Consider the following 24,098-nt stretch of genomic DNA (forward strand, 5'->3'; position numbering starts at 1 on the left):
TAGCAGCAATGAGTCAGAACGTATACCAATTTATCGACCTGCAGCGTGTTGATCCGCCGAAGAAGCCGCTGAAGATCCGTAAGATCGAATTTATCGAGATCTACGAGCCGTTTTCTGAAGGTCAGGCCAAAGCACAGGCAGATCGCTGCCTGTCCTGCGGTAACCCGTACTGCGAGTGGAAGTGTCCGGTGCATAACTACATCCCGAACTGGCTGAAGTTGGCGAATGAGGGACGTATTTTTGAAGCGGCAGAGCTTTCGCACCAGACCAACACCTTGCCGGAAGTCTGTGGCCGTGTATGCCCGCAGGATCGACTGTGTGAAGGATCCTGTACGCTGAACGATGAGTTTGGCGCGGTAACTATCGGCAATATTGAGCGCTATATCAACGATAAAGCGTTCGAGATGGGCTGGCGTCCGGATATGACCGGCGTTCGCCAGACGGACAAGCGCGTGGCGATTATCGGTGCGGGGCCAGCGGGCCTGGCCTGTGCTGATGTGCTGACCCGCAACGGCGTAAAGGCGGTGGTATTTGACCGTCACCCGGAAATCGGCGGCTTGCTGACCTTCGGTATCCCAGCCTTCAAGCTGGAAAAAGAGGTCATGACCCGTCGCCGTGAAATCTTCACCGGCATGGGCATTGAGTTCAAACTCAACGTGGAAGTAGGCCGTGACGTACAGCTCAATGATTTGCTGAAGGATTACGACGCCGTGTTCCTTGGCGTGGGAACCTATCAGTCGATGCGCGGCGGGCTGGAAAACGAAGACGCTGATGGCGTGTTTGATGCCCTGCCGTTCCTGATTGCCAATACCAAACAGTTGATGGGCTTTGGCGAAAGCAGCAATGAGCCATATATCAGCATGGAAGGCAAACGTGTCGTCGTGCTCGGCGGTGGCGATACCGCCATGGACTGCGTGCGCACCTCCGTACGTCAGGAAGCATCGCACGTTATCTGCGCCTATCGTCGCGATGAAGAGAACATGCCGGGTTCGAAACGCGAAGTGAAAAACGCGCGCGAAGAAGGCGTCGAGTTCCAGTTCAACGTCCAGCCTTTAGGTGTGGAAGTGAATGCCAACGGGAAAGTGTGCGGCGTGAAAATGGCGCGTACTGAAATGGGCGAACCGGATGCGAAGGGGCGTCGCCGTGCGGAGATCGTCGCTGGCTCCGAGCACGTTGTTCCGGCTGATGCCGTGGTCCTGGCGTTTGGTTTCCGCCCACATAGCATGGAATGGTTGAAAGAGCACAGCGTCGAACTGGATTCACAGGGGCGCATTATTGCCCCGGAACGTAGCGACAACGCTTTCCAGACCAGCAACCCGAAAATCTTCGCCGGTGGCGACATCGTGCGCGGTTCGGATCTGGTGGTCACCGCGATTGCCGAAGGTCGTAAAGCGGCAGACGGGATTCTGAATTACCTGGAAGTGTAAAAGAGCCTTCTCTGGCCCCTGTTCACGTTTGTCGACAGGGGCTTTTTTTCTCCGTATTTCTCCACCATTCTTTGAAAGCTACTCGCAATTAAGACTGCAAGTCTTTGTAATTAGTAGAATGTGGATTGACCACTTCAGCACCCGGGCGTATTGATCGCGGAATATTTTTACACCGTAACTTTCACGAAAGGGATGAAGTATGACCACGCCGACGTCACTTCAGGATGCAGATGACTATCAGCAAATCCATAACGGAATTGTTCGACTACTGGACACCGCGCGGACAGAAACTGTCCGTAGTATCAATGCACTAATGACGGCGACCTACTGGGAAATTGGTCGACGAATTGTTGAATTTGAGCAAGGTGGTGAATCCCGGGCAGCCTATGGCGCTCAGCTTATTGAACGGTTGTCAGTGGATCTAAACCAACGCTATAAACGGGGGTTTTCCATGGTAAACATACGGCAAATGCGTATGTTTTATCTTTATTTTCAACAAATTGAGATTCAGCAGACACTGTCTGGTGAATCTCAAAATCTCATACAACTCGCCAAAACATTCCCACTACCCTGGTCGGCGTATGTCCGCCTCTTGTCTGTTAAAAATGCCGATGCCCGCACTTTTTATGAGAAAGAGACTCTCCGTAACGGCTGGTCAGTACGGCAGCTCAATCGACAAATTGCCACTCAGTTTTATGAGCGGACGCTGTTGTCCCGCGACAAATCCGCCATGTTGCAGAAGGCAGTCCCGACGGAGCCTGAAGTCTTGCCTGAAAAGGCCATCCGCGATCCGTTCATTCTGGAGTTTCTTGGCCTCAAGGATGAGTATTCAGAATCGGACCTTGAAGAGGCGCTGATCAATCACCTGATGGACTTTATGCTGGAGCTCGGCGACGATTTTGCTTTTGTTGGCCGTCAGCGTCGATTGCGCATTGACGATAACTGGTTCCGCGTCGATCTGCTGTTCTTTCATCGTCGTTTACGCTGCCTGTTGCTCGTTGATCTAAAAGTAGGCAAATTCAGCTATGCGGATGCCGGGCAGATGAATATGTATCTGAACTATGCCAAAGAACATTGGACGATGCCGGGGGAAAATCCGCCAGTCGGGCTGATTCTGTGCGCAGGAAAAGGGGCGGGGGAAGCGCACTACGCGTTGAACGGCCTACCGAATACCATCCAGGCGAGCGAGTACAAAGTACAGCTACCTGATGAAAAATTACTTGCAGACGAGCTCATTCGTTCACAAACCATGCTGGGAACTCAACTCACAGACGCGGGTTAACTGTCGACCAAGGAAAATCAACGCAATCATCAACACCATAAATAATAACCATGTAAAGATTATACGTAATCGTTTGCTTTATTCTGAGAACTGTATATTATGCGGCGGATTTTTTGGGCAAAATTCATGGAGGCGTTGTGTCGCAGGACAACAATTATAGCCAGGGCCCCGTCCCTCTGGCGGCGCGGAAAGGCGTGGTTCCACTAACATTTGTCATGTTGGGGCTTACATTTTTTTCCGCCAGTATGTGGACCGGTGGCACACTCGGTACCGGTCTTTCCTATAATGATTTCTTCCTGGCAGTTCTCTTCGGTAATCTTCTCCTCGGTATTTACACTGCATTTCTCGGTTTTATCGGCGCAAAAACAGGGCTCTCAACCCACCTTCTGGCGCGTTACTCATTTGGTTTGAAAGGTTCATGGCTTCCCTCACTGTTGTTAGGCGGTACGCAGGTAGGCTGGTTTGGCGTGGGTGTGGCTATGTTTGCTATCCCGGTGGGCAAAGCGACGGGAATTGACGTCAATATCCTGATTGCGGTTTCTGGTCTGTTGATGACCCTGACCATCTTTTTTGGCATCTCGGCGCTGACAGTTTTATCTATCATCGCCGTGCCTGCCATCGTCGTTCTTGGCAGCTACTCCGTCTGGCTGGCGGTGAGTGATGTCGGCGGTTTAGACCATTTAAAAGCGATAGTGCCGCAGACGCCGCTGAATTTCTCCACCGCCCTGGCGCTGGTGGTCGGTTCGTTTGTCAGCGCAGGAACATTAACCGCCGACTTCGTTCGCTTTGGTCGCAACGCCAAAGGCGCGGTGCTGATTGCCATGGTGGCGTTTTTCCTTGGCAACTCCTTGATGTTTATCTTCGGCGCTGCGGGCGCGGCTGCGGTTGGACAGGCGGATATCTCTGACGTGATGATTGCCCAGGGACTGCTGCTGCCCGCGATTGTAGTGCTCGGTCTGAACATCTGGACGACTAACGACAATGCGCTGTATGCCTCAGGTCTGGGATTTGCCAATATTACCGGCCTTTCCAGCCGTACACTGTCGGTGGCTAACGGTATTATCGGCACATTGTGCGCGCTATGGCTTTACAATAACTTTGTCGGTTGGCTGACTTTTCTGTCGGCAGCAATTCCCCCGATTGGCGGGGTGATCATCGCCGACTATCTGCTGAACCATCGTCGCTATGCCGACTTCAGCAAAGCGCAATTTATTTCAGTAAACTGGATAGCGATCCTGTCCGTTGCATTGGGCATTGCCGCAGGTCACTATATTCCCGGTATTGTGCCCGTCAACGCCGTACTTGGCGGCGTATTCAGCTATATCCTGCTGAATCCACTTTTCAATCGCAGCCTTGCTAAATCACCAGAGGTCAGCCATGCAGAATAATAACATCACCCTTCGTCAGGCACGTTTACAGGGACGCGAAGGATTGTGGCAGCTCACGATTGAAAACGGGCGCTTCAGCCGGATTGAGCCACAGGACACCGCCACGTTACCGCAGGGCGAAGTGCTTGATGCCGAAGGCGGCCTGGCCATTCCACCGTTCGTTGAGCCACATATCCATCTGGACACCACGCAAACCGCAGGCGAGCCGAGCTGGAACCAGTCTGGTACGTTATTTGAAGGCATTGAGCGTTGGGCCGAACGTAAGGCAATGCTCACGCACGAAGACGTCAAAGCGCGCGCCATGCAGACGCTGAAGTGGCAGATGGCCAACGGCATCCAGTATGTCCGCACGCACGTTGACGTTTCCGATCCAACGCTGACTGCACTGAAAGCCATGCTGGAGGTGAAGCAAGAAGTCGCGCCGTGGGTAGAGCTGCAAATTGTCGCCTTCCCGCAAGAGGGCATTCTTTCTTACCCCAACGGTGAAGCGCTATTAGAGGAAGCCGTGCGTTTGGGCGCAGACGTCATTGGCGCGATCCCCCACTTTGAATTTACGCGTGAATATGGCGTTGAGTCTCTGCACAAAATTTTCGCTCTGGCGCAGAAATACGATCGGCTTATCGATGTGCACTGCGACGAAATTGACGATGAGCAGTCACGCTTTGTTGAAACCGTCGCGGCGCTGGCGCATCGTGACAATATGGGCGAACGCGTGACCGCCAGCCATACCACGGCAATGCATTCCTATAACGGCGCGTATGCTTCCCGCCTCTTTCGCCTGTTGAAAATGTCCGGCATTAACTTTGTCGCGAACCCACTGGTAAATATTCACCTGCAAGGGCGCTTTGATACGTATCCTAAACGTCGCGGCGTAACGCGCGTCAAAGAGATGCTGGAAGCAGAGATCAACGTCTGCTTCGGCCATGATGACGTCTTCGACCCGTGGTATCCGCTGGGCACCGCCAATATGCTGCAGGTACTGCATATGGGATTACATGTGTGTCAGCTGATGGGATACGGACAGATCAACGATGGGCTGAACCTGGTTACCACCCACAGTGCGAAAACCTTGCACCTGCAGGATTACGGTCTGAACGTGGGAAACTCCGGAAATCTGGTGATTTTAGCGGCAGAAAATGGGTTTGACGCGGTTCGTCGCCAGACGCCTGCCCGTTATTCCATTCGTCACGGGCGAGTCATTGCTGAGACAGTGCCAAGCCAGACCACGCTGCATCTGGCGCAGCCGGAAGCGGTGACGTTTAAGCGCTAAGTTGTTCTATCCAGTGTCGGATGGCGCAAGCCTTGCCATCCGACACGGTCTCTCATCGTCAGGCTTGTAATAAGCTGGCGCGCACCTTGATCACGACCTTTTTGATTTCCCCCGGCCCTTCCACCATACAGCCCGGTTTATGCGGCTCGCCCGGCATAAAAATCGCAAATCTTCCCGGCTTCAGTACGATCGCCTGCTCATCGGCAATCTCGCTGCACAGCTGATAGTCATCCTCAACATGCATCTCATCGCACTGGCGAGCAGAATCGGCCATCCCGAACAGAATACGTTCTTCGCCGGACAACAGCACCTGAATATCAATGTACTGCTGATGCAGTTCCGCTTTCTTTTGCTCTGGGCTCTGCGTCGCAAACTGCATGACATTCATAAAAATAGTATCGCCCTGCAACGCGTAGCGCCCTGGGGTCTTCTCCTGAGGATTCGCCGCAATGGCAAGCGTTAATGCCTGCTGCAAGACCGGATGTAATCCGGCAGAAGGCAGTGAACGCAACTCATCTGACATCATAATAAATCTCCCTGGGCCAACAACGCGGCCCCCAGTAATCCAGCATCATGGCGGTAATGCGCTGCCAGTAATTCCACGTGATAGACCAAAGGCTCTTGTGCCAGATAATGTTCCACCAGCGCCAGATACCCTTCAGCCAGCCCAACGCTGCCGCCGATCACCACAATCTGGCAATCGGTCGTGGCCTTCACATCGGCGACAAGCCTTGCCAAAGTACGCGCCGAGCGATGGATCAACCTGCTTGCCTGCTCATCTCCGTGCCCGGCGCGGCTAAAAATGGTTTTGGCATCGCATCCAGCAAGTGTACCTTCGGCTGCAGCCGCGATCCCTCGACCGGAAGCAATCGCCTCGACGCAGCCCACACGCCCGCAGCCGCAGGCCGGTCCATTGAGATCCGCCAGCGTATGTCCTAAGTGTCCAGCCAGACCACCAGACCCGGTGAGTAATTTGCCGTTGCTGATCACGCCGCCGCCGACGCCTGTCGACACGGTGATAAACACCATGTCGCTTATCTCATCCGCCATAGCGTGGTATTCCGCCCAGGCCGCTGCCTGTGCGTCATTGACTGCCAGCGTCGGCAGGCCGGTGATTTGTTCCAGCGTTTGTGTCAGCGGAAAATGCATCAACCCGCCAAGGTTATGCGGATTCAACGCCAGTAAAGCCCCCTCACGGATAATCCCCGTCGAGGCGATCGCCACCCGATTAGCACGCCCCTGTAGCGGTGTAACCAGTGCTTGCAGCGCAGCGCGCAGCGCCTCCGGCGTTTTGCTGGCGGGCGTCGGCAATTCACGCCGCTCGCGAATTTGCAGATTACTGTCTAACAGCGCGGCAGCCAGTTTGGTACCGCCGATATCAATTGCCAATGTGGTCATGACACCGCCTTCTGCATCGCGGTGATACGCTTTTTATCCCGTTGCTCAAGTAACGACATACTTCTTCCCTTACGCTAATTGCCCGGTTCAACACCGGGCAATGGGATTAACTTTTGGATTTCACCATGGTGCTTTTGTCACCGCCGAACGGTACAGCCCCGCTAAACGGTCGACCATCAATGGCATCATGCGTACGCAACGCTTCAGGACGCAGCCAGCGCTGTACGCGGGACGGCATATCGAGGCCAATCAGCAGGATCACCACAAATGTCAGGCCGAAAGAGAGCGATCCCAGCGCGGTGCCCAGATCCAGACGTTGGGCAATCAGCGCGCCGATGATCGGTGCCAGAGCCCCACCCAGTGCGCCCACGTTATAGGTGAAGCCCAGGCCCGCCGCACGCTGGTCGGTATCGAAATAGCCGCCAATCAGTTTTGGTAAGATCCCGGAGATCCCCTGGCCGAGCATTTGCTGGAAAAACAGCAGCAAACCCAGCACCCAGACGTTTGAGCCGCCAATCGCAAATACCGGAATAATCAGCAACTGCGAAGCCAGCAGACTGCAGACATAGGCCTTGCGCGTGCCCAGCCAGTCGCCAAGAAAACCGCCGACGCAACAACCGACCGCCGCACCAAAACCGCTAAAGAAGAGCACTCTGGCCACCGTGGAAGGATCGTACAGCAGTTCGGTTTTCAGATAGGTTGGCAACAGTGCCTGAATCGGCCACGAGTACAGGAAGGCGAATAGTACGACCACCATCAGCATGACGCCCGTCGGCCAGCGCTTCCCGCTGCTTTGCACCATAAAGCTAATGAAAATAAACGCACATATCAGGCCGAGGACCGCCACGATAGCCGCATTTTGCAGGTCGCCAGCAAAGCAGAACCACAGCGCGGTTGCAGCGGCGATCGTCATCAGAATATTAATTACCCGATGCTCGCCCCGGTAGAGAATATCCACCATCGTGCGCACTGGCGCTTTGCCTTCGTGTTTCTCTTTCCAGTCTTCCGCTTCCGGAATATTTTTACGCAGCCAGAGGGCGAAGATAATTGGCAGGATGCCGATGAAGAACAGCGCACGCCATCCCCAGACCGGAACCACCAGGCTGTAGACCTGCGCGGCGATCACGGCACCAACGGAAAAGCCGGAAATCAGGAAGCCACTGGCTTTATTTCGCAGGTGTTTAGGCCAACTTTCAATAACATAGGTTGCACTGGAGCCGTACTCACCCGCCATTCCCATACCGATAACCAGACGGGCGATAAACATGGTGGTGTAGCCCGGCGCGAAGCCGCAGGCCAGCGTCCCCACGGAGAACAGAATGATGCTGGTGACCATTGCCAGACGGCGTCCGTAACGGTCGCCCATTGCCCCCAGCATTAACCCGCCAAACCAACGGGAGATAAAGGCGGCCGAGATCAGGCTGGCGGCCTGCACCGTCGTCAGTCCGAATTCGCCCTGCACTTCTGTCAGCACCAGGGCGATTAACACAAAATCGAAACCATCAAGCAAATATCCCAGCCAGGCGGCGGAAAATGCCCGCCATTGTGCCCGATTGAGATGGCGATACCACGGGATGCTCTGGGTAGAAGTACTCATTTTACTCTCCCGACGATCTTTGTTGTTGTGCCGGGTGGTGGCTTTGCCTTACCCGGCTTACGGTCGAAAAATCCAGGCCGGGCAAGCGAAGCGCCCCCGGCGACCCGCGATTACGCCTTTTCCGCCAGCAGTTGGTTTGCCAGCGCTTTCAGTTCCGGCAGATAGCGTTCATCTACTGGAGCAAAGGGTTTACGGCACAGTGGAACAGAAACCACATCCATATAGTGCAGTACTGTTTTCAGGCCGCGGAACACGCCAACCTTAATAAGCAGATCGATAACCTTATTGCACTCGGTTTGCAGCTTTTGCGCCGTGCGAATGTCACCTTCTTTGAGCGCTTTCACAATTCCCTGATAACGCCATCCCATGATGTTGTAAGTGCTACCGATACCACCATCTGCGCCTGCTAGCAGTCCAGAAGCGAAGATCTCGTCATAACCGTTATAAAGCACCAGATCGGGATGAGCGCGGCGGATCTGTTCCATCTGATAGAGATCGCCAGAAGTTTGCTTCAGTGCGCCAACGCCCGGCAACGTCACCAGCGTGTTGATCTGATCCAGCGTCAGTTTTACGCCGCTCAGTGCCGGGATGTTATAGACCACCATCGGTAAGCCATCGGCGGAATCAATAATTGCGCGGTAGTGATCGCAGTGCTCTTCAAAGCTGAACGGATAGTAAAACGGCGTGACGGCCGAAACCGCATCAAATCCGTAGCGATGCGCAGCGCTCGCCAGCTGTTGGCTCTCTTCGGTGCTCACCGTGCCAACATGGGCGATCAGCGTCACCTTGCCTTTTGCTTCTTCAGCAACAATTTCCAGAACCTGCTCTCTTTCAGCGCGGTTCTGGACAAAAGCCTCACCCGTTGAGCCACCAACGTAGAGCCCATCGATCCCCTGCCCAATGTTGAAACGCACCAGACGGCGCAGGCTCTCGATGTCCAGTTTCTGTTGGTTATCGAATGGAGTTAACAACGCTGGCATTACGCCTTTTAAATTTCTTGCCATAACGACCTCTGACGATGATTAGTGTTATCTGACTACATACCTTTATACCTGTTATACCAGATCAAATAAGCAGCAATACAATAGAGAACGCTTATAGTGCGATCTACCTCACTAAACACTTCATCCTTCGAGCCGCCTCTGCGTTGGCTGCGTTCGCTCACCCCTGTCACATAGTTATCTATGCTCCAGGGGACTCGCTCTCTTGCCGCCTTGATGCAACTTGAATGATTTTGGGTTTAAAAGATCGTCAGGATCGCGATTACTTACGCAATTTTTTACTTTTGCTGAAGGCGTGCCAGGTTGCGGAAACGCTATTGAGATGTTCTTGCAGTGCGCGGTCTGCTTCTTCAGGATCGCGCTGACGAATCGCGTCAACAATAGCGATATGCTGCTGATAACTCACGTTATTGTGCTCATACAATTCTTGATCGGCAACGGCCGGACGGGCAGCAATTAACCAGTCTAACAGCGCAACATGGATCGCCATAAAGATGGGATTGCCCGGGATCTCCGCCAGTACGCGGTGAAAATCAACGTCCGAACGGATGAACAACGTATTGTCATCAAGCGACTGGCTGTTGATCTCCAGCGCTTTCGCCAGCCTGTCGATTTGCTCATCTGTCGCATGTTCGGCGGCGTATCGAACCAGGCTTGATTCAAAGAACAGTCGCAACTGCTCGAAGTGGGCAATGCCGCCGGGATGTGCGAGGAAATCTTTCGCCATACCAGACAGCTCGCTGATGATGGTATCAGCCGAAGGACGCGAAACGCGGGCGCGCTCGCCGTTGTTGATTTGTACCAGACCTTTGCGTTTTAACGCGGCCAGCGCTTCTCGTACAGAAGGACGGCCCACGTTAAAGAAGGCCATCAGCTCCCGCTCAGACGGCAACTGTTCGCCCTCGCCAAATTCCCGACGACGAATCATCTGCTCCAGTTCTTCCTCAACCATTTCAGACAGTTTTTTACGCGCCAGCGGGCGATTGCGTAAGCTACGGCCAATGGTGGATGGAGAGTCTTCAGCTTGCGAATCAAATGCGTTCATAGGGTCCATTCAGCTAAGTCGTGGTGACAAACAACAGCGGGTTTATCCTAACACAGGATCGAAAGCAGGGTGAAATGATGGTCGATCCGCCCCCGCTGGCTTATTGATAACATACGTAACAGCAATATTATTTTAAGCGAGTATCTTCCGCCTATTTTTAATTTAATAGAGTTATATCATCTTCATGAAATTTATGAACATTAACATGATAATTTATCATAACCATCTATTTTATAACGATAAATAATTAAATCTTCGAATTAAAAATAAGATATTCACTCCATAAAAAATGCCCAGAAAAATATAACATCCGTTGGGATAACAGCGTTATTACCGGATTTATCTTCTTCTCTGGCATGGAGTGAAACAATGTTCGGCATCATTATCTCTGTCATCGTTTTATTAACGATGGGTTACCTGATCCTCAAAAACTACAAACCGCAGGTCGTGCTGGCCGCCGCCGGGATCTTCCTGATGATCTGCGGCGTCTGGCTGGGCTACGGCGTGTTGGTTGCTGATGATAAGAGCAGTGGCTATCTACTGGTCGATATTTACAACGAAATTTTGCGTATGCTCTCCAACCGCGCGGCCGGACTGGGGTTATCAATCATGGCGGTGGGTGGTTATGCCCGTTATATGGACAGAATGGGAGCCAGCAGAGCGATGGTTAGCCTGTTAAGCCGCCCGCTCAAGCTAATCCGCTCACCCTATGTTGTGCTTGCTGCCACCTATGTTATTGGTCAGATCATGGCGCAATTCATTACCAGCGCATCCGGGTTAGGTATGTTGCTGATGGTGACGCTATTCCCAACGCTGGTCAGTCTTGGCGTGAGCCGTTTATCTGCAGTGGCGGTCATTGCCACCTCAATGTCTATTGAATGGGGCATTCTGGAAACCAACTCGATTTTTGCCGCGCAGGTCGCGGGTATGAAAATCGCCACTTATTTCTTTCAATATCAGTTGCCCGTCGCATCGTGTGTCATTGTCGCCGTCGCCATTGCGCATTTTTTCGTTCAGCGTCAGTTTGATAAAAAAGCCGCACCGGAAAGCAACGGATTTGCTGAACAAAAGATGCTGGAAAACGTACCTCCGCTCTATTACGCCATTCTACCCGTCATGCCGCTGATCCTGATGCTGGGCTCGCTTGCCCTTGCGCAAATGGGACTAATGAAAGCAGAGTTGAATCTGGTGGTGGTGATGTTGATGAGCATGACGCTGACTATGTTTGTTGAATTCCTGCATAAACATAATCTGCGCGAAACGATGGATGATGTGCAGGCTTTTTTTGACGGCATGGGGACGCAGTTCGCCAACGTTGTCACGCTGGTGGTCGCCGGTGAAATCTTTGCGAAAGGGTTGACGACTATCGGGACTGTCGACGCCGTAATAAAAGGCGCAGAGCATTCCGGTCTTGGCGGCATCGGTGTGATGATCATCATGGCGGTGGTCATCGCCGCCTGTGCGATTGTCATGGGGTCAGGCAACGCACCGTTTATGTCTTTTGCCAGCCTCATTCCGGATATTGCCGCCGGGCTGCATATTCCTGCAGTAGTGATGATTATGCCGATGCATTTTGCCACTACGCTTGCCCGCGCGGTGTCACCCATAACCGCTGTAATTGTCGTGACATCAGGTATTGCCGGCGTATCGCCCTTTGAAGTAGTAAAACGTACAGCAATCCCGATGGCAGTAGGATTTGTGGTGAATATGGTAGCCACCATCGCGCTGTTTTACTGATCACGAAGCCAGAAAACAGAACAGGCCCGAAAGGGCCTGTTTTTTTATTTCACTATTTATTTCACTACGCGCAGCGCTGGACGCCCACCGCGAGGTGGCGGCGGAGTGTCATCAGGATCGTTGTCGTCGCCATTGTCAGGCTTATCGCCATCAATGACCGACATGACTGTTTCACTCTCAAAACCAGACGCGTCGTTGTCGTCATCATTTAAGCTGGCAACATCTTCGTCGTAGGCGGCTTCCGGTTCGAACATCGTACCGGCGCCATTTTCACGTGCATAAATTGCCAGAACAGCAGCCAACGGCACAGACACCTGACGCGGCACACCACCGAAGCGCGCGTTAAAGCGCACTTCATCGTTAGCCAGTTCCAGGTTGCCCACCGCACGCGGTGCAATATTCAGAACAATTTGCCCGTCACGCGCATATTCCATTGGAACCTGCACGTCCTGGAGCGTCACATCCACCACCAGATGCGGCGTGAGCTGGTTGTCTAGCAACCACTCATAGAATGCGCGCAGCAGATACGGACGGCGTGGTGTTAGCTGTGGCAAATCCATACAGGTTAACCCCGGCCCAGACGCATTTCACGTTCAGGCTCAGTCAGAGAAGCCAGGAAAGAGTCACGTTCGAAGACGCGAGTCATGTACCCTTTCAGTTCTTTCGAACCTGCACCGTTGAATTCAATACCCAGCTGCGGTAAACGCCACAGCAGCGGCGCCAGGTAGCAGTCTACCAGGCTGAACTCATCGCTCAGGAAGTAAGGTTTCTGGCCAAATACTGGCGCAATTGCCAGCAGTTCTTCGCGCAGACGCTTACGCGCGACTTCGGCTTCAGATGCAGAACCGTTCACGATGACATTCATCAGCGTGTACCAGTCTTTTTCAATACGCTGCATGTACAGGCGGCTTTCACCACGCGCAACCGGGTAAACCGGCATCAGCGGCGGATGCGGGAAGCGCTCATCCAGGTATTCCATAATGATGCGAGATTCCCACAGGGTCAGCTCACGATCCACCAGTGTCGGTACGCTCTGATTCGGGTTGAGGTCGATCAGATCCTGAGGTGGATTGTCCTTCTCCACGTGCTCAATCTCGAAACTAACACCTTTCTCAGCCAGCACAATGCGGACCTGATGGCTATAGATGTCAGTAGGACCAGAAAACAGCGTCATTACCGAACGTTTGTTGGCAGCGACAGCCATGAAAACCTCCAGGTATATTCAGAATTTTTACTGCTACCAGCCACTCAGTGGCCAGCCAGAAGTGATGTCACCCAGACTCGGGAAAGTCATTGCTGTTCAAAATACAAACAAAAAATGAACGATACCGGACATTTGGGCAGAAAATTGGATGATAGTTTACCAGATTTTGTGACCTTTGTGGTGAGTCGATTCTTGAAATGGGGAAAAAGAGGTGGCAATCAGCGGATTACCGTGGATCTGAGGCGAGAAATAACGATAAAAAAACCCGCCAAAGCGGGTTTTTTCGCAAATTGTCGTCTGCCGAAGCAGAGTACAATTAACGTTTGGAGAACTGAGGACGACGACGTGCTTTACGCAGACCGACTTTCTTACGTTCAACCTGACGAGCATCACGGGTAACGAAGCCAGCTTTACGCAGTTCGCCACGCAGGGACTCGTCGTACTCCATCAGAGCGCGGGTGATACCGTGACGGATCGCACCAGCCTGACCAGAGATACCACCACCTTTAACAGTGATGTACAGATCCAGTTTCTCAACCATGTCGACCAGTTCCAGCGGCTGACGAACTACCATGCGGGCAGTTTCACGACCGAAGTACTGTTCCAGAGAACGTTGGTTGATTACGATTTTACCACTGCCCGGTTTGATGAAAACGCGAGCTGCGGAACTTTTGCGGCGACCAGTGCCGTAGTATTGATTTTCAGCCATTGCCTATAATCCCGATTAGATGTCAAGAACTTGCGGTTGCTGTGCCGCGTGGTTGTGCTCGTTGCCAGCGTAAACTTTCAGTTTACGGAACATAGCACGACCCAGCGGGCCTTTTGGCAGCATGCCTTTAACCGCGATTTCAAGCACACGCTCAGGACGGCGAGCAATCATCTCTTCAAAGGTCGCTTGTTTGATACCACCGATGTGGCCGGTGTGGTGATAGTACACTTTGTCAGTACGCTTGTTGCCGGTTACAGCAACTTTGTCAGCGTTCAGAACGATGATGTAATCACCGGTATCTACGTGCGGAGTGTATTCCGCTTTGTGCTTACCGCGCAGGCGCAGAGCCAGTTCGGAAGCCAGACGGCCCAGAGTTTTACCGGTCGCGTCAACAACATACCAGTCGCGTTTTACGGTTTCTGGTTTAGCTGTAAAAGTTTTCATTAAAAGCTTACCCAAATAAATAAGTTACACGTTGGTGAACACCCAAACGTTTTGTCAGTTGAGGTTCACACGACATTGTCCAGCAAACCTACCCCTTCGAATAGCCTATGCCGGCGCATAGAAAGTTTTGGGAAAAAAACTCTCTCGTAACGTGGGGTCGCAAGATTATAGAGAAGTCAGGGTCAAAGATCGACCCCTTTATGTGATTTGCGGCAGGTTTAACCGGCTAAATGTTCCCGCTTCAGATACTCTTCGCTTTGCATCTCCTGCAAACGCGACAAACAGCGCTGAAATTCAAACTTCAGACGCTCGCCCTGATAAATTTCATAGAGTGGCGATGCCGCGCTGACCACCAGCTTGACGTGGCGTTCGTAGAACTCATCCACCAATGCGATAAAGCGCCGCGCTTCACTCTCCATCAGCGGAGTCATGACCGGCACATCAGACAACAGTACCGTGTGAAACAAACGCGACAGCGCAATGTAGTCATGCTGGCTACGCGCATCGACACAGAGTGTGGTAAATGACACCGCCAGCGTTTGGTTTTCGACGGCCAGCGTCTGCATCGGACGATGATTGATCTCCAGCGTCGGCGCATGTTCACCTTTGGTTCCCGCTAATGCCAGCCAGAGTTTATCCATCTGTTGGCGGGTTTCCTCATTCAGTGGCGACAGCCACAAATGCGCCTGCGTTAAGGTGCGCAGACGATAATCGACGCCAGCATCAACATTCATTATGTCGCAATGCTGTTTGATAGCATCAATGGCAGGAAGAAAACGCGCGCGTTGTAAACCGTTACGATACAGCTCATCGGGCGGAATATTGGAGGTCGCCACCAGCGTAATGCCACGGGCAAACAGTGCCTTCATCAGGCCACCGAGTAGCATGGCGTCGGTAATATCAGAAACAAAAAATTCGTCAAAGCACAGCACGTCCGTTTCGGCCTTAAAGCGATCGGCGATGATTTCCAGCGGATCGCTCTGCCCCTGTAAGGCAGTAAGCTCTTCATGCACACGCAGCATAAAACGGTGAAAGTGCAAACGCTGTTTACGTTCGCCCGGCAGACTATGGTAGAACAGATCCATCAGCCAGGTTTTTCCGCGCCCAACTCCGCCCCACATATATAAACCACGCACCGGTGTGTTGATTGGCGACTCACGCTTGCCCAGCAATTTGCCAAAACGCGCCATCAGTCCGCTCTCCTGCGGCGCAGGTCGCGCTGGCGTCGTAAGTGCCTGGAAAATTGTTTCCAGTCGATTCACGGCTTCTTGTTGTACATTGTCGGGCTGATGACTGCCGTCGTTGAGGGCTTGCTGGTAACGCGATGTCGGGGAAAGGCTTTGCATGATGTTATTGTTATTCCTTGAGAATCGATGTGCCGTCGCTCACGGTTGACGAAAAAAAGGCCGTTCTACATTACGTGATATAAACACGGGATTCCACTTCTACGGGATTAGCGGTTATAGTGGCATAATCAGGCGCAGGCATGGAGCCTAAAGCCAACACCCTACGGAAACACAAGACAACGGGAGATGTTCATGACCTGGGAATATGCGCTAATTGGGTTAGTCGTCGGTATCATTATTGGTGCTGTAGCCATGCGTTTTGGTAATCGGAAATTACGCCAACAGCAGGCATTGCAGTACGAACTGGAAAAAAATAAAGCTGAGCTGGAAGAGTACCGTGAAGAACTGGTGAGCCACTTTGCCCGCAGCGCTGAATTGCTGGATAACATGGCGGACGATTATCGTCAGATTTACCAGCACATGGCGAAAAGCTCCAGCAACCTGCTGCCGGGTATGTCGCCGGAAAACAACCCGTTCCGTAATCGTCTGGCAGAGTCTGAAGCAGGCAACGATCAGGCGCCGGTTCAGATGCCACGTGACTATTCTGAAGGGGCATCTGGCCTGCTGCGTAGTGGCGCAAAGCGCGACTAACCGCACATCGTTAAGAAATTTATTGGGCGCAGCAATTGCGCCCTCCGCTTCTCTTCCCGTCCCAGCTATTATTTAGTCGTTAGCCTCATTGTGACCAAACCGAAAATTCAATAACATCAAACTGTTTTGAATCATCTTCCGTTTACTCAAGGTACGAGAGCAGGATCCATGAAAAAACAACCCCAGCTGTTGAGTGCATTAGCGTTAAGTGTCGGGTTAACTCTCTCGGCGCCATTCCCGGCCGTTGCGTCGATTCCCGGCCAGGTTCCCGGTCAGGCTGCGCTCCCCAGCCTCGCCCCGATGCTGGAGAAAGTGTTGCCAGCCGTGGTGAGTGTAAGGGTCGAAGGCACCGCCACTCAGGGGCAGAAAGTCCCGGAAGAGTTCAAAAAATTTTTTGGTGATGAACTTCCCGATCAACCTTCACAACCTTTTGAAGGACTGGGTTCAGGTGTCATTATTGATGCCGCCAAAGGCTACGTCCTGACCAATAACCACGTTATTAATCAGGCGCAAAAAATCAGCGTTCAGCTTAATGATGGTCGTGAGTTCGACGCAAAGCTTATTGGCAGCGACGATCAGAGCGATATCGCACTGCTACAAATTCAACACCCCAGCAACCTGACGCAAATTGCCATTGCTGACTCTGATAAACTCCGCGTGGGTGATTTCGCGGTGGCTGTAGGTAACCCGTTCGGTTTGGGTCAAACAGCCACCTCCGGCATTGTATCGGCTTTGGGTCGCAGTGGGTTGAACCTGGAAGGTCTGGAAAACTTTATTCAGACTGACGCCTCTATCAACCGCGGCAACTCCGGCGGCGCATTGCTTAACCTCAACGGTGAGCTGATCGGTATTAACACCGCGATTCTGGCCCCCGGTGGCGGCAGCATCGGTATTGGTTTTGCAATCCCGAGCAACATGGCGCGCACGCTGGCACAGCAGTTGATGCAGTTTGGTGAAATCAAACGCGGTCTGTTGGGCATCAAAGGCACCGAGATGACTTCCGATATCGCCAAAGCGTTCAAACTGGACGTACAGCGTGGCGCGTTTGTCAGTGAGGTTCTGCCTAACTCCGGCTCCGCAAAAGCGGGGGTGAAATCAGGTGACGTCATTACCAGTCTCAACGGTAAACCGCTTAACAGCTTCGCCGAACTTCGTTCACGTATTGCGACAACCGAACCGGGGACCAAAGTCAAACTGGGCCTGCTACGTAACGGTAAACCGCTGGAGGTTGAAGTCACCCTCGATACCAGCACATCATCGTCCGCCAGCGCAGAGATGATTGCGCCTGCGTTGCAAGGGGCCACGCTCAGCGACGGTCAGTTAAAAGACGGTACCAAAGGCATCAGAATTGATAACGTTGAAAAAAGCAGCCCTGCCGCACAGGCCGGACTGCATAAAGATGACGTTATTATTGGCGTTAACCGCGATCGCGTAAACTCGATCGCTGAAATGCGTAAAGTGCTGGAAGCGAAACCGTCGATCATTGCCCTGCAGGTGGTGCGCGGTAACGAGAGTATTTACCTGCTCCTGCGTTAACGCATGCAACCGGACATCAGCCCCTCGTGTGATGTCCGGTAAACTCGTGATATGCTGCAGCCGTTCCCTTTATTAATGACGCCGCCATCATGTTTGTGAAGCTTTTACGTTCGGTCGCGATTGGTTTAATCGTCGGCGCTATTCTGCTGGCCGCGATGCCCTCGCTGCGCAAAATTAATACGCTTACCGCACCGCAGTTCGACAGTGCAGATGAAACGCCCGCCAGCTATAACCCGGCGGTTCGCCGTGCAGCACCTGCCGTCGTTAACGTTTATAACCGCAGTATGAACAGCACAGCGCATAACCAGCTTGAGATCCGCACGCTCGGCTCAGGCGTTATCATGGATCAGCGCGGCTATATCATTACCAATAAGCACGTCATTAACGATGCCGACCAAATCATCGTCGCATTGCAGGACGGTCGCGTATTTGAAGCGCTGCTTGTGGGGTCTGATACGTTAACCGACCTTGCGGTGCTGAAAATCAACGCCACTGGTGGACTGCCGACAATTCCGATTAATAACAAACGCGTACCGCACATCGGCGATGTGGTTCTCGCAATCGGGAACCCGTACAACCTCGGGCAAACCATCACCCAGGGGATTATCAGTGCCACCGGTCGTATTGGCCTGAACCCGACGGGGCGGCAAAACTTCCTGCAAACCGATGCCTCCATCAACCACGGTAACTCCGGCGGCGCGCTGGTCAACTCGCTGGGCGAGTTGATGGGTATTAACACCCTGTCATTTGATAAGAGCAACGATGGCGAAACCCCGGAAGGGATCGGCTTTGCTATTCCTTTTCAACTGGCAACCAAAATCATGGATAAGCTGATTCGTGACGGGCGCGTGATTCGCGGCTATATCGGCATCAGCGGCCGAGAAATTGCGCCACTACACGCCCAGGGCGGCGGAATGGATCAAATTCAGGGGATTGTAGTTAACGAAGTAGCCCCGGACGGTCCGGCAGCGCAGGCAGGTATTCAGGTTAACGATCTGATTATCTCGGTCAATAACAAACCGGCGGTATCTGCACTGGAAACGATGGACCAGGTGGCAGAGATTCGACCAGGTTCAGTTATCTCCGTGGTCGTGATGCGCGATGACAAGCAGTTGACGCTGCAGGTCACGATTCAGGAATATCCGGCGACCAACTAATACGGATATAAAAAAACCGGAGCAAGTGCTCCGGTTTTTTACTTTTGGGCAGTTCGTTACTTAACGAACTCTTCGCCCAGAGTGATATCTTTCTTCAGCGTATCCAGCATACCTTCCAGCGCGGCTTGTTCAAACGCGCTCAGCTTGCCGATAGACTGACGCTCTTCTACGCCGTTTTTGCCCAGCAGCAGCGGCTGAGAGAAGAAGCGAGCATACTGGCCATCGCCTTCAACGTAAGCACATTCAACCACACCTTTTTCGCCGCTCAGTGCGCGAACCAGTGACAGTCCGAAACGTGCTGCGGCCTGACCCATAGACAGGGTTGCAGATCCGCCACCGGCTTTAGCTTCCACAACTTCAGTACCCGCATTCTGGATACGTTTGGTCAGGTCAGCTGCTTCTTGCTCGGTGAAGCTTACGCCAGGAATTTGTGACAGCAGCGGCAGAATGGTCACGCCAGAGTGGCCGCCAATAACCGGGACTTCAACGTCGCCAGGCTGCTTGCCTTTCAGTTCCGCAACAAAGGTGTTGGAGCGGATGATGTCCAGCGTGGTCACGCCAAACAGTTTGTTCTTATCGTATACGCCTGCTTTTTTCAGGACTTCTGCAGCGATAGCAACGGTCGTGTTCACCGGGTTGGTGATGATACCGATACATGCTTTCGGACAGGTTTTAGCAACCTGCTGCACCAGATTCTTCACGATACCGGCGTTAACGTTGAACAGGTCGGAACGATCCATACCCGGTTTACGTGCGACGCCCGCGGAGATCAGTACTACATCAGCACCTTCCAGTGCAGGGGTAGCGTCTTCGCCACTGAAGCCTTTGATTTTCACAGCAGTAGGGATATGGCTCAAATCAACGGCCACACCAGGCGTTACTGGAGCGATGTCGTACAGGGAGAGTTCTGAACCTGAAGGCAGTTGGGTTTTTAACAGTAATGCTAGCGCCTGACCGATACCACCAGCAGCGCCGAGGACTGCAACTTTCATCCTAAACTCCTTATTATATTGATAAGCAAAGTGTCTATTGCTCCGCGGCGGCGACCTTAATTCACAAATCCAACGAATACAACAACCACGCGTCAAGAATGCGTAGTCACGCAAATTTGGCTTTTATGCATTTAACTTACGTAAAATAAAACCTAAGTTACGTAATTCAAAACCACCCGCACAGTAGAGCAACTTTCCAACAGGTGCTGACAATATACCCTACCCACCCCTCAAAACAACATCAATTTGATAACATTTAATTTACTTTTAACCTTATTTGCGAGCCGTGACACAGGCATGTTTCTTGATAACGAAATTTGATAAAATTCCGCTCTTTCATAACATTATTTCAGCCTTGAACAAGGCAGACTGTTTGCATAAAAATTCATCTGTATGCACAATAATGTTGTTTCTACCGCCATATTACGGGTGACTTATGCGAAGCTCGGCAAAACAAGAAGAATTAGTAAAGGCGTTTAAAGCGCTGCTTAAAGAAGAAAAGTTCAGCTCTCAAGGCGAAATCGTCCTCGCATTGCAGGATCAGGGCTTTGATAATATCAATCAGTCCAAGGTTTCACGCATGCTGACCAAATTTGGCGCCGTGCGTACCCGCAATGCGAAAATGGAAATGGTGTACTGCCTTCCGGCGGAACTGGGCGTGCCTACAACCTCCAGTCCGCTGAAAAATCTGGTGCTGGATATCGACTATAACGATGCGGTCGTGGTTATTCATACTAGTCCTGGCGCTGCTCAGTTGATTGCACGTCTGCTGGACTCATTGGGGAAAGCGGAAGGTATCCTGGGTACGATTGCCGGTGACGATACCATCTTCACCACCCCAGCTAAGGGTTTTACGGTAAAAGATCTCTACGAAGCCATTCTGGAACTGTTCGAACAAGAACTGTAATACCGCCTCCCCGTCGCCTCGCGGCGGGGGAAAACACTCTCTTTCTACCCCCTTCCGTCTATTTTTAACTGCTATGCATTTAACAAATGGTGCGTTTAACCGTCAAAAACCATTCACGTAGTGAATATGAAGGATTAAAAACGCACATTTTGCAAAAAACCATATCCAATTGATTTTATTTAATTTATTTCTTTTAAAATGTTCGAAACGCTCTTTTTAATTCCATTTGGTTATAAAAAATATTTTTCTTAACACTTAATACCCACGGAAACAATTAGCGTGGTATTAATTTATAAGGTTATTAGTGTATACTTGATTTTGTGATGAGGGTCACGAAACACAGACCCCTATAAAAGAATTCGACGAGGTAAATATCATGAAAATCAAAACTACTATTGCAACCTTAAGCCTTCTTTCTGTTCTCTCCTTCGGTGCAAGCGCCGCGGTTACTCAGGTGAACTCACAAGAAGCACAGAATCTGCAATCTATGGGTAGCATCTCCGTATCTCAGATCGGTAGTTCACCAATGGACATGCGTCAGGCCATCGCCGCTAAGGCTGAAAAAGCAGGCGCCAGCAGCTATCGCGTCACCGAACTCCGTGAAGGTGCTCACTGGCACGCTACTGCAGAACTCTACAAATAAACCCTCGTCGTCTAAGTCCGACGACTTGCCCCCGCCTGCCGGGGGCTTTTTTATGTCTTACATTGAGTGACGAACGTTAAAACGCAACTGCCCTTCCAGCTCTTCTTCCGCTTCATCGAACAGTAAAATCAGCGCGCCGTATCGCCTGCGCAGCTTGTCCGGTAAATGGACAAATTCAATCTCCAGCGGCAACGGTAAAACTTCCCCGATAACCACCTCCCACAGAGAATCTAAATCAACCACCTTCTCCCTGGCGAGACCGAACGTGCGCGTAAACTCACGATAGAAATCACCCTGGTCTTCTATCTCGTCAAAATCAAATGTATAGATATTCATCTATAGCCACCATCCCGACGCCAGCCACTCTACAGACCGCCAATATGTAGGGGTCTCTCGCATTTTCAGGTAAGTATAGCCATAAAAAAACCGACGCTTTTAGCGTCGGTTTTCAACTCTTAATTACTGACCAGCGCATGCTGGTATTTGTGCAACATCCCACTGAGTCGTTTTACCGGCTCGGTCACCTGTGGTGGTGCTTGCCAGATGATTAATTTCTCCTGATAGATCTCAAGCTCTTCCAGCAACTGGCTAAAATAGCGTCGACGCTTGTCGTCATTTCCTGCGGAAATCACGCGATCGGCAGTGCGGCGAAGCTGGCGGTGGAATGCGGATAAATCCTCGTTCACCGGTACCGGCGCATCGCGCAGGCGCTGGTGTGCGATGATCATGGTCAGCGCCAGGCGAAACTTCGCCAGGTCGCCCGGAAATTTGTTCATCAGCAAAAACAGCTGCTGATAAAGCGCCGGGAGGTGGTTTTCTTTACGACGTACCACGTTGGTGGTCATCGCTGAAACCGCCGCCGAGACAAACTGGTTGAGCAACACACGACCCGTTCTGTCACGAGAGTTATCACGCACCAGCAGAATGACGATAAACGCCAACATGCAGCCAACAATCTGCCCCAACGCACTGTCAAGGAACTGGCTAAAGTGGAAGGTCATCGGGTTATCCAGCACGATGATATTAATGGTGCTGGCCAGCGCCCCCATCGAACCCAGCCGTCGTTTCTGTACTTCAATCCCCAGAAAGAATCCCAGCACTGCCAGGCTCAGGCACAGCAACAACATGCTTTGCTGCGTATTAGGGATAATCACCAGGAAATAGAGTGCCCCGAGCGGTAACGCCGCCAACGTACCGTAGATAAAGTCTATCGCCACCATGCGCGGGTTGGGCAAACGCATTGCCAGCGAGGTGACGACCGCAATCATCACCATTGCGCCGCTGCCGGATGTCCAGCCGGTCCACAGCCAGAATAAGGTTCCCAGCACACAAGAAAGCGTGGTGCGCCAAAAGTTAACCATCGCATGGTGACGCTCGGCAGATTCCACTTTCACCACCGGTTCACCTTGCAGGATCTCTTCTTCGATAGCGCTAATTTTGGTGTTGCTGACAACTCCACGTTTAAGTAACAGATAGCGCGTTGCCGCCCCGGCCCAGGTGTAAATTGTGACAGGTGTGTCACGTTCACCGGTCCATGCAATCACCCGACGCATCCGCTTCAGCTGTTTATGGACATCCTGTACCGTTTCAACCGGCGTATCGAACAACTCGCGGAAGGTATCGGTGATCAGTTCTGGTCGGGTGTTCTGAATAAGATAGGTTTCGCAGGATTGTGTGATAAGCGTAAGCGACAGCGTATTCAATGCCTTGAGTCTGCGGTTAGCCCGCACCCAGCGCGAGGACTCCATATTCAGGTTACTACGCATCCCTTCCAGCGCCGCCGTACGCCGGACTAAATCTCCCCAGGCTTTGTCTACTTCTTCACTGTCGCCATGCTTAATGCACAGCTGCATAAGCTGATATTGCGCCACCAGCAGGCTATCCAGTTCGACATCAATCTCCTGTTTCACCGAACGGGGCGAAAAGAGCAGGTCGGCAACAATGGCACAGACAATACCCATCACAATTTCACTACAGCGTTCGAGCGCAAATTGCGGCGTCAGCAGCGGTTCAGCCTGGATAGTAATGACGATGATCAGCGCCGTATAGCCTGAAAGCCCCCAGGCATAAGAGTTTTCAATCTTCACTAACGACGAGATCCAGGTACAAAAACCGGCCCAGATACAACACACCAGGATCATCAATAGCGGGGCGCGGATCATGCTGATGATAATGATCAGGGCGGCAATACAGCCGATAAATGTCCCGACAATACGCAACATGCCTCGATAGCGGATAGCACCTGAATAAGGTTCTCCGCCAGCGGCAAAGGCCGGACCTGCCGCCACAATGGCCGCGGTCAGCACCGCCCAGCGCGGGGTCTCAAGCTGGAAGTGAAAGCCAACGAACAGCGCCAGTACAATCGCGCAGGCCAGTTTTACCGCAAAGCGGATATGCTGGTTGGCAATGGAGAAAATACCCATC

23 protein-coding genes are annotated in these 24,098 nt (G+C 52.2%); 10 read left to right on the forward strand and 13 right to left on the reverse strand.

Annotated elements, in window-relative coordinates:
• Positions 1 to 8: 8 nt before the first annotated feature.
• The 4 genes from OGV98_RS03155 to OGV98_RS03170 all read left to right on the forward strand — a co-directional run bounded on the left by OGV98_RS03155 (position 9) and on the right by OGV98_RS03170 (position 5,367).
• Complete coding sequence (locus OGV98_RS03155; protein ID WP_003025096.1) at positions 9 to 1,427, forward strand: glutamate synthase small subunit; 1,419 nt, start codon at positions 9 to 11, stop codon at positions 1,425 to 1,427.
• 199 nt (positions 1,428 to 1,626) lie between these two features.
• Entirely contained in the window at positions 1,627 to 2,709 is a 1,083-nt protein-coding gene (locus tag OGV98_RS03160) for a PDDEXK nuclease domain-containing protein (protein WP_003844834.1), read from the forward strand.
• 137 nt (positions 2,710 to 2,846) lie between these two features.
• Positions 2,847 to 4,097, forward strand: coding sequence for a cytosine permease (codB, locus tag OGV98_RS03165; protein WP_003844832.1), 1,251 nt, complete (start codon positions 2,847 to 2,849; stop codon positions 4,095 to 4,097).
• Positions 4,087 to 5,367, forward strand: coding sequence for a cytosine deaminase (locus OGV98_RS03170; RefSeq protein WP_003025105.1), 1,281 nt, complete (start codon positions 4,087 to 4,089; stop codon positions 5,365 to 5,367). Before codB ends, OGV98_RS03170 begins: the two co-directional genes overlap by 11 nt.
• Positions 5,368 to 5,425: 58 nt before the next feature.
• On the opposite strand, the gene nanQ is transcribed toward OGV98_RS03170, so the two are convergent.
• From nanQ to nanR, 5 genes are all read right to left on the reverse strand, one after another.
• On the reverse strand, positions 5,426 to 5,893 hold the full coding sequence (nanQ, locus tag OGV98_RS03175; protein ID WP_048999047.1) for an N-acetylneuraminate anomerase: 468 nt from the start codon (positions 5,891 to 5,893) through the stop codon (positions 5,426 to 5,428).
• On the reverse strand, positions 5,890 to 6,765 hold the full coding sequence (gene nanK, locus OGV98_RS03180; protein ID WP_048999048.1) for an N-acetylmannosamine kinase: 876 nt from the start codon (positions 6,763 to 6,765) through the stop codon (positions 5,890 to 5,892). The genes nanQ and nanK overlap by 4 nt, the downstream gene beginning before the upstream one ends.
• 106 nt (positions 6,766 to 6,871) lie before the next feature.
• A complete protein-coding gene (locus OGV98_RS03185) occupies positions 6,872 to 8,362 on the reverse strand; it encodes an MFS transporter (RefSeq protein ID WP_003025119.1) in 1,491 nt (496 codons plus the stop codon).
• 110 nt (positions 8,363 to 8,472) lie between these two features.
• Positions 8,473 to 9,366 carry an N-acetylneuraminate lyase gene (nanA, locus tag OGV98_RS03190; protein WP_003844827.1) on the reverse strand — a complete coding sequence of 298 codons (894 nt, stop codon included), beginning with the start codon at positions 9,364 to 9,366 and terminating at the stop codon, positions 8,473 to 8,475.
• Positions 9,367 to 9,625: 259 nt separating this feature from the next.
• Positions 9,626 to 10,417 carry a transcriptional regulator NanR gene (gene nanR / locus OGV98_RS03195; RefSeq protein WP_003844825.1) on the reverse strand — a complete coding sequence of 264 codons (792 nt, stop codon included), beginning with the start codon at positions 10,415 to 10,417 and terminating at the stop codon, positions 9,626 to 9,628.
• Between the two features lie 360 nt (positions 10,418 to 10,777).
• On the opposite strand from nanR, the gene dcuC reads away from it, so the two are divergent.
• Entirely contained in the window at positions 10,778 to 12,145 is a 1,368-nt protein-coding gene (gene dcuC / locus OGV98_RS03200) for an anaerobic C4-dicarboxylate transporter DcuC (protein WP_003839905.1), read from the forward strand.
• Between the two features lie 56 nt (positions 12,146 to 12,201).
• Here dcuC and sspB read toward each other — a convergent pair whose 3' ends face one another.
• From sspB to zapE, 5 genes are all read right to left on the reverse strand, one after another.
• Positions 12,202 to 12,705, reverse strand: coding sequence for a ClpXP protease specificity-enhancing factor (gene sspB, locus OGV98_RS03205; RefSeq protein ID WP_003025130.1), 504 nt, complete (start codon positions 12,703 to 12,705; stop codon positions 12,202 to 12,204).
• 5 nt (positions 12,706 to 12,710) lie between these two features.
• On the reverse strand, positions 12,711 to 13,349 hold the full coding sequence (gene sspA, locus OGV98_RS03210) for a stringent starvation protein SspA (protein ID WP_003025132.1): 639 nt from the start codon (positions 13,347 to 13,349) through the stop codon (positions 12,711 to 12,713).
• 316 nt (positions 13,350 to 13,665) lie between these two features.
• On the reverse strand, positions 13,666 to 14,058 hold the full coding sequence (gene rpsI / locus OGV98_RS03215) for a 30S ribosomal protein S9 (RefSeq protein ID WP_003025138.1): 393 nt from the start codon (positions 14,056 to 14,058) through the stop codon (positions 13,666 to 13,668).
• 15 nt (positions 14,059 to 14,073) lie between these two features.
• Positions 14,074 to 14,502 carry a 50S ribosomal protein L13 gene (gene rplM / locus OGV98_RS03220; RefSeq protein WP_003025141.1) on the reverse strand — a complete coding sequence of 143 codons (429 nt, stop codon included), beginning with the start codon at positions 14,500 to 14,502 and terminating at the stop codon, positions 14,074 to 14,076.
• A gap of 218 nt (positions 14,503 to 14,720) precedes the next feature.
• Complete coding sequence (gene zapE / locus OGV98_RS03225) at positions 14,721 to 15,848, reverse strand: cell division protein ZapE (RefSeq protein WP_003839902.1); 1,128 nt, start codon at positions 15,846 to 15,848, stop codon at positions 14,721 to 14,723.
• Positions 15,849 to 16,040: 192 nt separating this feature from the next.
• On the opposite strand from zapE, the gene zapG reads away from it, so the two are divergent.
• The 3 genes from zapG (at position 16,041) to degS (ending at position 19,132) form a co-directional block, all read left to right on the forward strand.
• A complete protein-coding gene (gene zapG, locus OGV98_RS03230; RefSeq protein WP_003025147.1) occupies positions 16,041 to 16,439 on the forward strand; it encodes a Z-ring associated protein ZapG in 399 nt (132 codons plus the stop codon).
• A 168-nt stretch (positions 16,440 to 16,607) separates the two neighbouring features.
• Positions 16,608 to 17,975 carry a serine endoprotease DegQ gene (gene degQ / locus OGV98_RS03235; RefSeq protein ID WP_202580962.1) on the forward strand — a complete coding sequence of 456 codons (1,368 nt, stop codon included), beginning with the start codon at positions 16,608 to 16,610 and terminating at the stop codon, positions 17,973 to 17,975.
• 89 nt (positions 17,976 to 18,064) lie between these two features.
• Positions 18,065 to 19,132: an outer membrane-stress sensor serine endopeptidase DegS gene (degS, locus tag OGV98_RS03240; protein WP_003025154.1), complete on the forward strand. Its 1,068-nt coding sequence runs from the start codon at positions 18,065 to 18,067 to the stop codon at positions 19,130 to 19,132.
• Positions 19,133 to 19,188: 56 nt separating this feature from the next.
• Here degS and mdh read toward each other — a convergent pair whose 3' ends face one another.
• A complete protein-coding gene (mdh, locus tag OGV98_RS03245; RefSeq protein ID WP_003025158.1) occupies positions 19,189 to 20,124 on the reverse strand; it encodes a malate dehydrogenase in 936 nt (311 codons plus the stop codon).
• A 436-nt stretch (positions 20,125 to 20,560) separates the two neighbouring features.
• Here mdh and argR point away from each other — a divergent pair, with 436 nt between their 5' ends.
• Positions 20,561 to 21,031, forward strand: coding sequence for a transcriptional regulator ArgR (gene argR / locus OGV98_RS03250; RefSeq protein ID WP_003025162.1), 471 nt, complete (start codon positions 20,561 to 20,563; stop codon positions 21,029 to 21,031).
• A 376-nt stretch (positions 21,032 to 21,407) separates the two neighbouring features.
• Positions 21,408 to 21,674, forward strand: coding sequence for a peroxide/acid stress response protein YhcN (yhcN, locus tag OGV98_RS03255; protein ID WP_003025165.1), 267 nt, complete (start codon positions 21,408 to 21,410; stop codon positions 21,672 to 21,674).
• 57 nt (positions 21,675 to 21,731) lie between these two features.
• Here the strand turns inward: yhcN and OGV98_RS03260 are convergent, their stop codons facing one another.
• Entirely contained in the window at positions 21,732 to 22,010 is a 279-nt protein-coding gene (locus OGV98_RS03260) for a barstar family protein (RefSeq protein WP_003025168.1), read from the reverse strand.
• A 119-nt stretch (positions 22,011 to 22,129) separates the two neighbouring features.
• A complete protein-coding gene (gene aaeB / locus OGV98_RS03265) occupies positions 22,130 to 24,097 on the reverse strand; it encodes a p-hydroxybenzoic acid efflux pump subunit AaeB (RefSeq protein WP_003025171.1) in 1,968 nt (655 codons plus the stop codon).
• Between the last annotated feature and the right edge of the window lies 1 nt (position 24,098).

This window comes from Citrobacter sp. Cf136 (genome assembly GCF_030333815.1).
GTDB lineage: Bacteria > Pseudomonadota > Gammaproteobacteria > Enterobacterales > Enterobacteriaceae > Citrobacter > Citrobacter freundii.

Bases quoted from the DNA above. Each gene is read 5' to 3' on its own strand.
- mdh (WP_003025158.1), bottom strand. From the start codon at position 20,124: ATGAAAGTTGCAGTCCTCGGCGCTGCTGGTGGTATCGGTCAGGCGCTA.
- yhcN (WP_003025165.1), top strand. From the start codon at position 21,408: ATGAAAATCAAAACTACTATTGCAACCTTAAGCCTTCTTTCTGTTCTC.
- sspB (WP_003025130.1), bottom strand. From the start codon at position 12,705: ATGGATTTGCCACAGCTAACACCACGCCGTCCGTATCTGCTGCGCGCA.
- rplM (WP_003025141.1), bottom strand. From the start codon at position 14,502: ATGAAAACTTTTACAGCTAAACCAGAAACCGTAAAACGCGACTGGTAT.
- zapE (WP_003839902.1), bottom strand. From the start codon at position 15,848: ATGCAAAGCCTTTCCCCGACATCGCGTTACCAGCAAGCCCTCAACGAC.
- rpsI (WP_003025138.1), bottom strand. From the start codon at position 14,058: ATGGCTGAAAATCAATACTACGGCACTGGTCGCCGCAAAAGTTCCGCA.
- OGV98_RS03155 (WP_003025096.1), top strand. From the start codon at position 9: ATGAGTCAGAACGTATACCAATTTATCGACCTGCAGCGTGTTGATCCG.
- nanK (WP_048999048.1), bottom strand. From the start codon at position 6,765: ATGACCACATTGGCAATTGATATCGGCGGTACCAAACTGGCTGCCGCG.
- degQ (WP_202580962.1), top strand. From the start codon at position 16,608: ATGAAAAAACAACCCCAGCTGTTGAGTGCATTAGCGTTAAGTGTCGGG.
- OGV98_RS03160 (WP_003844834.1), top strand. From the start codon at position 1,627: ATGACCACGCCGACGTCACTTCAGGATGCAGATGACTATCAGCAAATC.
- sspA (WP_003025132.1), bottom strand. From the start codon at position 13,349: ATGGCTGTCGCTGCCAACAAACGTTCGGTAATGACGCTGTTTTCTGGT.
- nanQ (WP_048999047.1), bottom strand. From the start codon at position 5,893: ATGATGTCAGATGAGTTGCGTTCACTGCCTTCTGCCGGATTACATCCG.
- OGV98_RS03260 (WP_003025168.1), bottom strand. From the start codon at position 22,010: ATGAATATCTATACATTTGATTTTGACGAGATAGAAGACCAGGGTGAT.
- aaeB (WP_003025171.1), bottom strand. From the start codon at position 24,097: ATGGGTATTTTCTCCATTGCCAACCAGCATATCCGCTTTGCGGTAAAA.
- argR (WP_003025162.1), top strand. From the start codon at position 20,561: ATGCGAAGCTCGGCAAAACAAGAAGAATTAGTAAAGGCGTTTAAAGCG.
- nanA (WP_003844827.1), bottom strand. From the start codon at position 9,366: ATGGCAAGAAATTTAAAAGGCGTAATGCCAGCGTTGTTAACTCCATTC.
- degS (WP_003025154.1), top strand. From the start codon at position 18,065: ATGTTTGTGAAGCTTTTACGTTCGGTCGCGATTGGTTTAATCGTCGGC.
- zapG (WP_003025147.1), top strand. From the start codon at position 16,041: ATGACCTGGGAATATGCGCTAATTGGGTTAGTCGTCGGTATCATTATT.
- dcuC (WP_003839905.1), top strand. From the start codon at position 10,778: ATGTTCGGCATCATTATCTCTGTCATCGTTTTATTAACGATGGGTTAC.
- OGV98_RS03170 (WP_003025105.1), top strand. From the start codon at position 4,087: ATGCAGAATAATAACATCACCCTTCGTCAGGCACGTTTACAGGGACGC.
- OGV98_RS03185 (WP_003025119.1), bottom strand. From the start codon at position 8,362: ATGAGTACTTCTACCCAGAGCATCCCGTGGTATCGCCATCTCAATCGG.
- nanR (WP_003844825.1), bottom strand. From the start codon at position 10,417: ATGGACCCTATGAACGCATTTGATTCGCAAGCTGAAGACTCTCCATCC.